We start from the raw sequence: 12,245 nt of genomic DNA on the forward strand, positions 1-12,245 counted from the left end.
GCTGCTGGGCGTGTTGTTTGGCATGCCAGCCTGGTCGCTGGAGGAAGAAGACGGCAGTCTGCGCCTGAGTGTGCAGCGGTTTTATGGCGAGGCGGCGGGACGCCGGCTGGGAGAATGGCGCCGGCTGGTGAGAACCGGGCAGGCCGCCGGCTGGAGCGAGCTGGACGCCATTGCGCGAGTGAACGACTTTTTCAACCGCCTGGTGTTTATCGACGATATTGAACTCTGGGCCGAAGAGGATTTTTGGGCCACACCTGCGGAGTTTATTGGTGCGGGAGGGGGGGACTGCGAGGACTTCAGTCTGGCCAAATATTTCTCCCTGCGTGAGCTGGGGTTGCCCGACGACAAGCTCAGGCTGGTCTATGTCAAGGCGCTGGAGCTGAACCAGTTTCATATGGTGGTGGCCTATTACCCCACGCCCTCGGCGGTGCCGCTTATCCTCGACAATTTAAAGCCAGCCATCATGCCGGCTACGGCGCGCACCGATCTGGCGCCCATATACAGTTTTAACGGTCAGCACTTGTGGCTGATGAAGGAAAGAGGCAGGGGCGAGCTGGCCGGAGCGTCTTCGCGTCTGTCGTTATGGAACGAGTTGCGTAGCAGGCTTGAGCACACCCGGCTGCAGCGACCGGCAATCAATCTGGATGATGGATTATGACCCTGTACCGGCAACTACTGCTCACCATGCTGCTGCTCTTTGCGCTGCTGTTTGTATCGGCCTATTCGGTGCAGTTCAGCTCCACCCGCAGTTATCTTGCCCAGCAGCAGGAGTTTATGGTGATCAACACCGTCACCGCCCTGGGGCTGGCGCTGACTCCCTATCTGGAAAGCGACGACGCCGTGGGCGCCGAGTCGGTGGTCAATGCCGTGTTCGACGGCGGTTATTACCGCAAAGTGGAGTTGCGCCTGCTGGCCTCAAACAAAACCATTTCCCGAGAGAACGCCACTCCACCGGGCAGGGTGCCGGCCTGGTTTGCGGACCTGGAATTATTTGAAGGCGGCCGCCACCAGGCGGTGCTTACCTCGGGCTGGCTGCAGCTGGGCCAGCTGTATGTGGAAGGACACACCGGCCATGCCTATTTTCAGCTGTGGCGGGGCATGAGCCGGCTGGCCACCTGGTTTGCACTGAGTTTTGTACTGGTGTGGGTGTTGCTGGTGCTGGCCCTGCGGCATTTGCTCAAGCCCCTGCACAGCATTGAAGAGCAGGCTCATGAAATAGAGCAACATCACTTTGGCAAAAGTATTCCGCTGCCGGCCACCCGGGAGCTGCGCCGAGTGGTGTCGGCCATCAACGGCATGGCCGGCAAGTTGGAGGCTCAGTTTGAGGAGCAGGCTGCCGAGGCCGAGCGCTTGCGGCACCGCGCCTTTGTGGATCATACCTCCGGCCTTGGCAACCGCAGCTATTTTATGGCCCAGAGTCAGAGCTGGCTGGGGGACGATCGCTGTGGGGCCGTGGTGCTGGTGTCGGCGGGAGCGCTGGACCGGCTGTATCGGGAAGAAGGCTTTGAGGCTCGGGATCAGATGATAAGGGTGATCGGCAAAAACCTGCGCCAGTTGTGCCGGGATCATGGCGAGCATGTGCTGGCGCGCATTTCCGCCACCGAATACGCCATGCTGCTCGACGAAACCGAGCCCGCCGGCCTGCGCCAGCTGGGCGAAACCATCAACCGGCAGATTGCCGAACTGGTCAAGGATCCCGATGACGACAGGGACATGCCCCGGGTGGGCATTGCCCTGGTGCAGCCCGGGGATGAAATCGGCCGCCTGCTGACCCGGGCCGATCATGCCCTTAACCGGGCACGCATGGATGAAACCGGCGTGGTGGTGGAAGCGCACAAACAACGGGAGCGGCTGGGCCGGCTGGAATGGAAGCAACTGCTGGAAGAAGCGCTGGAGCACGATGATTTCGAACTGAGCGTACAGGCGGTGATGGACTTTGCCGGCGAGCGCTGCCACGACGAGGTGTTTGTCAGCATTCGCAAGGACGGCATCGCCTTTGGTGCCGACAACTTTTTGCCGGTGGCGGAGCAGTTCGGCTTGGGGGAGCGGCTGGATCTGCATATTGTGACCCGCGCCCTGCGCATGCTGGAGAACCGTCCCGAGCTGAAACTGGCGGTAAACCTGACGCGGCAAAGCTGCCATCAGGACGGATTCTGGCGCAAGCTGGCCCAGGTGCTGGAGCGCTACGAGGCGGTACGGGACCGGCTGTTTCTGGAGCTGCCGGAAAGTGCCTTTGCCTTTGGCTGGGAGCGGCTGATAGCGCCGCTGGCCTCGCTCAAGGCCGCCTGGGGGGTGGACCACTTCGGTCGTCACTTCGACCTGTTGGTGCACCTGGGGCGGTTTCGGCCGCGTTATGTCAAGCTGGATCACGGTTATACCAGCCAGGTGCTGCAGCCCGACTATAACGACGCCTTTCTCGCTGCCGTGTGCCGCGCCGCCCACGGCATGGGCGCCCTCACCATTGCCACTCGCGTGGAAACCGGGCAGCAGGTGGATCGCCTGAGGAGCCTGCATATCGACGCCTACCAGGGCTACGTCAGTCCTCCCGGCCGCCTCTGCTGACTATCAACCTTCGCAAACATTTCTCACTCATGTTCGGTGGCCTCCTCCCTCGAAGACGTCAGCCCATTGCCATGGGTCATGGTTCCTCGCTTTGTGCCGATGAGCAGCACTGACTTCAGGCCGCCGTTCGAATCGGGGGACGAGCCAGGCTCACGGCCCCTTTGGATTCACTTGAATAAACCTTTCAGTTTTTTAGAAAGGATTGGCTGCAATCCGCATTGTGGGTGGCTAAATTTTGCGCAGGAACCCGCCGGGTTTCGCCCCTAGCCTTAATACAAGCAAGGCAGTAACAGGGATGGAACCATGAAAACCACAAAAATCGAAAGTACCGTACAGGTGGTCAGCCTTAAGGGGCAGGCCTTTATCATCTCACAGAATGGAACGGTTACTCCGGTCAGTGCCGGCCAGGTCATTCCTGCGGGCACCCTGCTGCTGACCGACGAAAACTCCGGCATCGTCTATGGCGAGGCACCGAAAAATGCCATGTCGGCCCAGCCGGCGGTGAATGAAACCGCGGCAGAAGAAGCCGAAGCCATTCAGGCCGCCATTCTGGCAGGCCTTGACCCGACCAAGTTGTTTGCGGCCCCGGCCGCCGGTAATCCGGCCTCAGGTCAGGTGAATGCCGATGGCAGTGGCAATGCCGGCTTTGTGGTGGTGGATCGCACCGGCGATGCGCTGCTGGCCGAGGCGGGGTTCGATACCACCTTTGCCAGTCAACCCTTTGACTTCGTGATTGAGGCCTTGCCGGAGCGCAACCTGGACGACTCCATTCCCGTGCTGGTGGTGGTGATCGATCCGCCCCTTACACCGCCCGATGATGGCGGTGGCAATGGTGGCGGCAACGGCGGTAATAACACCGCCTTTGTGGAAGAGAGCGCCCTGCCCAACGGCAGCAACCCCGACAGCGATAATGAAAGCTGCACCGGTTATTTCGATATCAACACCGGCAACGACGAGCTGGCCAGGGTGGAAATACGTTTGCCCGGTGGTGAATGGGTGGATGTGACCGGCGGCGGTGTGATTGAAGGAAAATACGGTACCCTTACGGTGACCGTGGAAGACGGCGTTTACCGCTGGCGCTACGATCTCAATGGCGCGGTGGATCACCCCAATGAAGGGGAAACCGGCGCCGATGATACCCTTCCCGACGACTTTGAAATTCGAGTGACCGATGACGACGGCGATCAGGCTACCGCCGGGCTGACCGTCAACGTGCACGACGACGGTCCCATGGCCGAGGCCGACTCCTTTACCGTGGGTGAGTCGGGCAAGCCCTGCTATAACCTGATGCTGATCATCGACACCTCCGGCAGCATGGAAGGGGAGCGGCTGGCGCTGGCCAAGCAGGCACTGATTAACCTTATCAACAGCTATCGCGACATTTCTTCCAAGCTCAATATCAGCGTGATCGACTTCGGCACCCAGACCAAGATGGTGTTGGCGGACATGACCGCCGATGAGGCCATCGCCCATATCAATTCGCTTACCGCCGAGGGCTGGACTAATTACCAGGATCCGCTGGAAGACGCCCAGGAGCTGCTGACCGAACAGGTGGCCGACAAGCCGGAGTATGAGCACAAGGTGTATTTTATTTCCGACGGCGAGCCCAACCGGGGCGATGTGCCCGAGGGATGGCAGGGCTTTGTGGATGACAACGGCATTGACGTGATTGCCGTTGGGGTAGGGGAAAACAGTCCCGAGGCCCGCGATGAGCTCGACAAGGTGGGCAACAGCGGCGACACCACCCTGATTATTGAGGACCCCGAAGAGCTGGATGCGGCCCTGCAGGACACCGTGCCCAGTGAGGTATCGGGCAATGTGCTGGACAACGACAGCTTTGGGGCCGATGGCCCTGGCCGGGTGGTGTCGGTGACCTATGGTGATACCACCTATGAGGTACCCGAAGGCGGCTCGGTGGACATACCCACCGACAGTGGCGGCACCCTGACCATGCATTCCAATGGTGATTTTACCTACAGCGGCCCCGCCGATGTGGACGAAGACATTACCGAAAGCTTTACCTACACCATGGAAGATAGTGACGGCGACACCAGCAGCGCCACCCTCAATATTACCGTGACCGACAGCGACGTCCCCGACGATGGTGGCGACAACGGTGGCGGGCACGACGACGGCGATGATCATGGACATGGCCATTGCCCTCCCTTCCATTACTGGATTGATCACATCAGTCTGCCTCATGTGGCGGCAACCTTTGCCGGCATCTGGGCCCAGGCACTGGCCGCGGCGGATTTGCTGATCGACATGGGGGATACGGATCCCGGCATTAACCTTTCCTGGAAGAACTGCCCCGACAAGGTGGTTTGGCAGAAACATGATCTCTTTGATGGCGGTGATTACATCGGTGAGCAACTGGTGGCCCAGTTTGCTCCCGGCGCGGAACATTGGGGCAAGCTGTTCACCTTTACCATGAAGATTGACGGCGGCTACGAGTTTGAGCTGCACAATGCCGGCTATTTTGCCGACGGCGGCGACTGGAAGGGCAAGGATCTCGACTTTGAATGGAGCCTGACCGACTGCGAGGGCAAGCATCATGGCGGCCCCCTGAGTGTGGAGATTGACACCGGCACCCATCATCAGAGCGGCACGGCGAGCAGCGATGTATTCGCGAGTGCAGGCAGTGCCAAGCTGCACCTGCAGGGGCTGGATGGCAACGACACCCTTCACGGCGGTAGTGATATCGATGTGCTGCTGGGGGGCGGTGGCGACGATCTGCTGGCCGTGGGTCTGGGCAGTAATGTGCTTAGTGGCGGTGCCGGGCACGATCATTTCCATTTCAGCGAAACCGACCTCAATTCCCTCAATACCATTACCGACTTTGAAAAGGGCGTGGATGTGATTGACCTGGGCGAGCTGTTGTCGGGAGAAGAGGCGGGCAATCTGTCCGATTACCTGACCTTCAGTCAGGATGGGAAAGACACCCTGCTCAGTGTCTCACCCGAGGGGGATGGTGATGGCACTCAGCAGATCCGCTTTGAAGACACCAACCTGATGGATCTTTACGGAGTAACCGGCAGCGCCGATCTGGTGCAGGCCATGGTGGATGATCAGTCGTTGCAGGTTGATAAAACCTGATGTGAGGGAGGTGAGCCATGGCCAAGGTAATTTCGGTGCTGGTGCAAGGTGTCGGCTACCACTGGAACGGACAGGACATTCTGGTGGATGACGGCATCAGTGCCCCCTGGCCACTGGCGGGGCCGGTGCTGGACGGCGTGGAGCTGTATAATCAGGAAGGGGAAGCCAGCGGCACCTTTACCATCGACTTTGAACGTCAGGACTGGCTGCTGGCGGGAGAGAGCGATCTGGGGGCGGTGCTGTTGGTGGATGAAAAAGGAGCGGGCCTGAGCCCGCTGTCTCCCCTCACGGCCCAGGCCATGCGGTTGCCACCGCCGGCCCTGTCTGCTTCGAATGATGAGGCTGCCCACTCAGCCGAAGCCCTGACCCTGGACGACATTCTGCTCAGCAGCGAACTCCCCGATCTGTTTGCCTCTGCGACCATAACCGACACAGCCGCACTGAACAGCGACCTGATTGACGATGTTATCAACTGGCTCTCAGTGTATAGTCCTCCCGAATGAGATATTACCAGCCATGTCACTTGTTGGCCCGGCGTTAGCCGGGCCAGTTTTGTGCCGTTAAACGCACATGACCCGATAAATCGGTGCTTGTCGCGTTACGCCGGTGGCTGCCTTATCGATCATCAACACCAAGAGGATCACCATGCGAAATCTGTCTGCTTCCGCCCTGCTAAGCCTGCCGCTGCTCTTCAGCTCGGCGGCATTTGCCATTGCCGTTCCCGATGCCCCCCACCTGGTGACTCAGGGGGAAGCCAGCATAAGCGTGGCCCCCGACATGGCCACCCTGGAGCTGGCGGTGACGGCCCTGAAGAAGGACAGCCGCCAGGCCAAGCAGGAAGTGGATACTCGAGTGGCGGCGCTGTTCAGCGGCCTCAGTGCCCTTGGCATTAAGAAGGCGGACATTGACAGCGGCAACCTGATCACCCGGCCGGATTACCATTACCCCAAAAATGGTGAACGCGAGCTGAAGGGCTATGTGGCCGAGCGCACCGTGACCGTGCGGTTGTATCAGCTCGACAATCTGAGCCAGGCCATCGACACCGCCCTGGCCCAGGGGGTGCAGAACGTGCAGCATATTCGTTATGGTGTGCGAGAGTCCGAGACCTACCGGCAAAAGGCCCGCCAAGCCGCCATTGCCGATGCCAGGGCTCTGGCCGGCGAGCTGGCCGGTGGCTTTGAACTCGCGTTGGGAGAGGTATATGCCATTGAGTATGCGGGCCAGTCTCCGGTGCATCCGCGGCCCCTTGGTGCGGCCCGCATGATGGCCGATGCCGCTCCCGAGAGCTATCAGCAGAACGAGATTGAATTTACCGATCAGGTACAGGTGGTCTACACCCTGAATTAACCCTGATGCGCGGCCTCGTCCCTTGGCGGAGACGAGGCTGCGCCCTCTGATTGCCTTGATTTTCCTTACTTACTTTTATTAAAAAAAAATTTATAACTTAAAAAAACGTGACTTTGATGGCAAAAATTCCCTAAAGTCGATGTTTTTGATACTTTATGGCAAAACCCAAGCAGTTGTCATAAAGGACCCCGGTAATGGCCAACTATTCCCTCGAAAAAGAAAAAATCAAAATTTTATTGCTGGAAGGCGTACACCCCGGCACCGTTGAATCGTTCAAGGCCGCTGGCTATAGCAACATCGACTACCTCAAGACTTCCCTGGCCGAAGACGAGCTGAAAGAGCGCATCAAGGATGTGCACTTTGTGGGCATCCGTTCCCGCACTCAGCTGACCGAGTCGGTCCTGGACGCCGCCGACAAGCTGGTGGCCATCGGCTGTTTCTGCATCGGCACCAACCAGGTGGATCTGAGTGCCGCCGAAATTCGCGGTATTCCGGTGTTCAACGCGCCTTTCTCCAACACTCGCAGCGTGGCCGAGCTGGTACTGGGCGAACTGCTGCTGCTGCTGCGCGGCATTCCCGAGCGCAACGCCAAGGCCCACCGGGGTGAATGGCAGAAAACCGCTACCCACTCCTTTGAAGCCCGTGGCAAGAAGCTGGGCATCATCGGCTATGGCCACATCGGTACTCAGCTGGGCATTATTGCCGAAGGCATCGGCATGCAGGTGTATTACTACGACATCGAGAACAAGCTGTCGCTGGGCAACGCCATTCAGGTGGCCAGCCTGAAAGAGCTGCTGAACATGGCCGATGTGGTGTCGCTGCACGTGCCCGAAACCGCCCAGACCAAAAACATGTTTGGTGCCGAACAGCTGGCGATGATGAAGCCGGGTGCCATTTTGATCAATGCATCACGGGGCACCGTGGTCGACATCGACGCGCTGGCGGCGGCCCTGGCCAGCAAGCACGTGGCCGGTGCGGCCATCGACGTATTCCCGGTGGAGCCCAAGTCCAACGACGAGGAGTTCATTTCCCCGCTGCGCGAGTTTGACAACGTGATCCTGACCCCGCACATTGGCGGCTCCACTCAGGAAGCCCAGGAAAACATCGGCTACGAAGTGGCGGGCAAGCTCATCAAGTATTCCGACAACGGATCCACCCTGTCGGCGGTGAACTTCCCTGAGGTATCACTGCCGAGCCATGCCGGCACCAGCCGCCTGCTGCACATTCACCACAACAAGCCGGGCATTCTCAGTCAGATCGCCCAGGCCTTTGCCGGGGACGACATCAACATTGCGGCCCAGTACCTGCAGACCTCGCCCAAAATCGGTTATGTGGTGATCGACGTGGAAACCGCCCAGAGCGAACAGGCCCTGGAAAAACTCAAGGCCATCAGCGGCACCATTCGCGCTCGAATTCTGCACTGACAGCACGACCGACAGAGAATGTGAAAGGGGCGCAAGCCCCTTTTTTAATGGTAAGATTTTTTGTAGGTTGCGAATAAGCGAAGCGAGTTCCAACATTTGCGTTGCCGGCAGCGCGGGCTTCGGCCCGGGCCGAAGTGACGGGAGTTATATTCAAACGGATAACAACATGAGCAGAGCACTGGAAGATTTGTTGACCCTGCTGGCGCTGGAGCCACTGGACGACGGCCTCTATCGGGGCCAGAGTGCGGATCTGGGGTTTGGCGCCGTGTTTGGCGGTCAGGTGATGGGGCAGGCGCTGGCGGCGGCCAAATACACCCTGGACCCGGAGCGGCCGGTGCATTCCTTTCATTCCTATTTTCTGCGTCCCGGGGACGTCAACCGGCCCATCATCTACGACGTGGAAAACATTCGTGACGGCAAAAGCATCTCCACCCGCCGTGTGCAGGCGCTGCAGTACGGCAAGCCGATCTTCTACATGACTGCCTCGTTTCAGCAGCCGGTGCCGGGCTTTGAGCATCAGGCGCTGATGCCCGAGGTGGCCGGACCGGAAGATCTGGTGCCGGAGCACGAGCGGCTGGCGGCCCAGGCCGAACGGGTGCCGGTCCAATTGCGCAAAAAACTGTTGTCGGGCAGCCCCATCGACATGCGTCAGGTCAATTTCGTGGATCCTCTTAACCCGCAAAAGGCCGAGCCCAGGCGCTGCCTTTGGCTCAGGGCCAATGGTCCCCTGCCGAATGATGCCCGCATTCACAAATATCTGCTGGCCTATGCTTCAGACTTCAACTTTTTGCCCACGGCGCTGATGCCCCATGGCCGCTCCTTCTGGGAGCGGGAATTGCAGGTGGCCACCATCGATCATTCCATGTGGTTTCATGACGATTTTCGTTTCGACGACTGGGTGCTCTATGTGATCGACAGCCCCCGGGCCGTGGCCGGTCGTGGCCTGGTACAGGGGCAACTCTTTAGCCGCGATGGCCGGCTGGTGGCTACCACCATGCAGGAAGGCCTGATCCGTTCGCGCAGCGGCAAGCAATAATACCGCAACGCCCCAAGGGCAATCTTGCCGGCTGACAAGCAGCCAGCCAATTGTTGCCAGGCAACAATCCGATACATTTTGAATACTGGATACCTGAAATGAGTAAAACCTGGAGTGAGGTCATCGGGCCGGAAAAACAGCAGCCCTATTTTCGGCAGGCCATGCAGGCGGTAGCGGCCGCCCGCGAGGCGGGCAAGGTGGTTTATCCGCCAGAAAGCGAGGTGTTTAATGCCCTCAAGCTGACCGAACTGTCGCAGGTCAAGGTGGTCATGCTGGGGCAGGATCCCTACCACGGGCCGGGACAGGCCCATGGTCTGTGCTTTTCGGTGCGCCCCGGCGTGCGGGTGCCGCCGTCGCTGCGCAATATGTACAAGGAGCTGGAAAGCGATATTCCCGGCTTTATAACGCCCCGGCATGGCTTTTTGGAGTCCTGGGCGCGGCAGGGGATTTTAATGCTTAATACCGTGCTCACGGTGGAAGGGGGCAAGGCCCATTCCCACGCCAAACTGGGTTGGGAAACCTTTACCGACAGGGTGATTCAGGCGGTGAATGATCACTGCGACGGCGTGGTATTTTTGCTGTGGGGCAGCCATGCCCAGAAAAAGGGCCGTCATATCGACGGTCAGCGCCATCATGTGCTGACCGCGGTGCACCCCAGCCCGTTGTCGGCCCACAGGGGCTTTTTTGGCTGCCGGCACTTTTCAACCACCAATCAGTTACTGGAGCGCCAGGGCAAAGCCCCCATCGAATGGCAGCTGCCGCTGGAGGTGCCAGCCGCGCCCTGATGGGATAGGGCATGTCTACAGCTCCAGGCCGTCCAGGTCGCCGTCAAATGCGCAGTCCAGTTGCTGTAATTCCTGCTTCAGGCGGCGCCTTTCCATAATGGCTTCAATTTCCCGCCATTTGCGCTCCTTGCTTGTTTCAACTGTGGTCCGGCGTGAATATTTTTCATGCCCCTGGTCCTGACCAAATATCAGTTTCTGCATGGGTAGCCCCTTGTTCAACGTCTGTTTCAACTTGTCGACCGCCTTGAAAATCATTCAAGGCGGCATAATCCATGGCGCCAATGTGGATAAACGGATGAAGTGGGCGAAGACTTTAATGGGGCAATATGGAAGAGGGGCGGGCGGTATTTAACGGATAATAAAAAGGCGCCCGAAGGCGCCTGAATTATGGTTCGTGCTCTTTTACAGTTTCAGCTCTTCGGCCATGGCATCAAGTTCGAAGGTACAGTCGAGTTGCTGAAGTTCTTCTTGCAAACGCCTTTTGTCCTTAAGGGCTTCAATTTCCCGCCATTTACGTTTTTTGGCCGGCTCGCGCGCAGTACGCGGGGACCTTTCAACCACAAAATCCTGATCGAAGCGTGACCTCTCCATGGGGCTCCCTCCTGTTGGTTATCAGTTGCAGTCGCAGTTCATATATCACAACAGGTTATAAATTAGAATGTGGTTGTTGCACTTTTATTAAGTTGCAATGCAAATGGCGGGAGTTTATGCGAGAAAAGAGAGGGATGGGAAAGACAGAGTGGCGTTCGGGTTGCTGACGCGTAGCGTCAACCGTCAATAAAAGCGCCCTTGCGGGCGCTCATGCAGGCCGGCGGCCTGTGCTACAGATAACAGGCGATTAAATCATCGCCGTGAGCATGTCTTCCAGTTTGCCCTGATCGATGGCGAAGTTGCGAATGCCTTCGGCCAGTTTCTCGGTGGCCATGGCGTCCTGGTTCTGCTCCCAGCGGAACTCGGCTTCGGTCAGTGGGGCCGGGCGGGCTGCCGTGGCGCCCTGATCCTGCAGTTTCTGCACGACCTCACCCTCGGCCTGGCTCAGCTCTTCCAGCAGGTTCGGGCCTATGGTCAGGCGGTCACAGCCGGCCAGCTCGAGAATTTCGCCGGTATTGCGAAAGCTGGCACCCATCACCACGGTGTTGTAGCCGTGCTGCTTGTAATAGTTGTAAATGCGAGTGACCGACAGCACGCCGGGATCTTCCGCCGGGGCGTAGTCTTTTTTGTCGGTGTTGTTCTTGTACCAGTCCAGAATGCGGCCCACGAAGGGAGAGATCAGGTAGGCGCCGGCCTCGGCACAGGCGCGGGCCTGGGCAAAGCTGAACAGCAGGGTCAGGTTGCAGTTGATGCCTTCTTGCTCCAGTACCTCGGCGGCGCGAATGCCTTCCCAGGTAGAGGCCAGTTTGATCAGAATGCGCTCCTTGCTCACGCCGGCCTCGGCGTAGAGGGCGATCAGACGGCGGGCCTTGGCAATGCTGGCTTCGGTGTCGAATGACAGCCGGGCGTCCACCTCGGTGGAGATGCGGCCGGGAATAAGCTTGAGAATTTCACAGCCAATGTTCACCGCCAGCTTGTCGGAGGCGTCAATCAGTTGCTGGTCGGCGTCCTGGCTCTGCGCCTTGGCCCAGGTCACGGCGTCTTCGAGCAACGGGCGGTACTCGGGGATCTGCGCCGCCTTCAGGATCAGGGACGGGTTGGTGGTGGCATCTTCGGGCTGATACTTGCGAATGGCGTCGATATCGCCGGTGTCGGCGACCACAGTGGTCAGCTTGCGCAGTTGTTCGAGTTTGTTGGCCATGAACGGGTCCTTCAGGGTGATGTTTAGCGCTATATTCTAGTTTTAACACTCTCGAAAGTCATTGGCCTTGGTCCAGGGAAGCCTGATGGCCGGCCGCTGTGATCCGGCTCACTCGGCTCGAGCGTGCGGCTGTGGTACATTGCGCCGCTTCGCGTGGAACTCATGTAAATGAAGGCCATGAATTTTGATTTGACGCTAGAGGT

11 protein-coding genes are annotated in these 12,245 nt (G+C 58.9%); 8 read left to right on the plus strand and 3 right to left on the minus strand.

Annotation, left to right across the window (positions count from 1 at the left end):
* Positions 1 to 22: 22 nt before the first annotated feature.
* From B6S08_RS10620 to ung, 8 genes are all read left to right on the plus strand, one after another.
* Positions 23 to 658, plus strand: coding sequence for a transglutaminase-like cysteine peptidase (locus B6S08_RS10620; protein WP_240919751.1), 636 nt, complete (start codon positions 23 to 25; stop codon positions 656 to 658).
* A complete protein-coding gene (locus B6S08_RS10625) occupies positions 655 to 2,562 on the plus strand; it encodes a bifunctional diguanylate cyclase/phosphodiesterase (RefSeq protein WP_094200781.1) in 1,908 nt (635 codons plus the stop codon). Before B6S08_RS10620 ends, B6S08_RS10625 begins: the two co-directional genes overlap by 4 nt.
* Positions 2,563 to 2,865: 303 nt before the next feature.
* A complete protein-coding gene (locus tag B6S08_RS10630) occupies positions 2,866 to 5,658 on the plus strand; it encodes a retention module-containing protein (RefSeq protein ID WP_094200782.1) in 2,793 nt (930 codons plus the stop codon).
* A 17-nt stretch (positions 5,659 to 5,675) separates the two neighbouring features.
* Positions 5,676 to 6,161 carry a hypothetical protein gene (locus tag B6S08_RS10635; RefSeq protein WP_094200783.1) on the plus strand — a complete coding sequence of 162 codons (486 nt, stop codon included), beginning with the start codon at positions 5,676 to 5,678 and terminating at the stop codon, positions 6,159 to 6,161.
* A 142-nt stretch (positions 6,162 to 6,303) separates the two neighbouring features.
* On the plus strand, positions 6,304 to 7,005 hold the full coding sequence (locus B6S08_RS10640; RefSeq protein ID WP_094200784.1) for an SIMPL domain-containing protein: 702 nt from the start codon (positions 6,304 to 6,306) through the stop codon (positions 7,003 to 7,005).
* A gap of 194 nt (positions 7,006 to 7,199) precedes the next feature.
* Positions 7,200 to 8,429, plus strand: a complete 1,230-nt coding sequence (gene serA / locus B6S08_RS10645; RefSeq protein WP_094200785.1) for a phosphoglycerate dehydrogenase — start codon at positions 7,200 to 7,202, stop codon at positions 8,427 to 8,429.
* A gap of 166 nt (positions 8,430 to 8,595) precedes the next feature.
* Positions 8,596 to 9,465 carry an acyl-CoA thioesterase II gene (gene tesB / locus B6S08_RS10650; RefSeq protein WP_094200786.1) on the plus strand — a complete coding sequence of 290 codons (870 nt, stop codon included), beginning with the start codon at positions 8,596 to 8,598 and terminating at the stop codon, positions 9,463 to 9,465.
* A gap of 98 nt (positions 9,466 to 9,563) precedes the next feature.
* On the plus strand, positions 9,564 to 10,250 hold the full coding sequence (gene ung / locus B6S08_RS10655) for a uracil-DNA glycosylase (RefSeq protein WP_094200787.1): 687 nt from the start codon (positions 9,564 to 9,566) through the stop codon (positions 10,248 to 10,250).
* Between the two features lie 15 nt (positions 10,251 to 10,265).
* On the opposite strand, the gene B6S08_RS10660 is transcribed toward ung, so the two are convergent.
* The 3 genes from B6S08_RS10660 to tal form a co-directional block, all read right to left on the minus strand.
* Complete coding sequence (locus B6S08_RS10660) at positions 10,266 to 10,451, minus strand: DUF3545 family protein (protein WP_094200840.1); 186 nt, start codon at positions 10,449 to 10,451, stop codon at positions 10,266 to 10,268.
* A 201-nt stretch (positions 10,452 to 10,652) separates the two neighbouring features.
* Complete coding sequence (locus B6S08_RS10665; RefSeq protein ID WP_094200788.1) at positions 10,653 to 10,841, minus strand: DUF3545 family protein; 189 nt, start codon at positions 10,839 to 10,841, stop codon at positions 10,653 to 10,655.
* Between the two features lie 247 nt (positions 10,842 to 11,088).
* On the minus strand, positions 11,089 to 12,042 hold the full coding sequence (tal, locus tag B6S08_RS10670; RefSeq protein WP_094200789.1) for a transaldolase: 954 nt from the start codon (positions 12,040 to 12,042) through the stop codon (positions 11,089 to 11,091).
* Positions 12,043 to 12,245 lie beyond the last annotated feature (203 nt).

Origin of the sequence: Oceanimonas doudoroffii (assembly GCF_002242685.1) — a bacterium.
Taxonomy (GTDB): Bacteria; Pseudomonadota; Gammaproteobacteria; order Enterobacterales; family Aeromonadaceae; genus Oceanimonas; species Oceanimonas doudoroffii.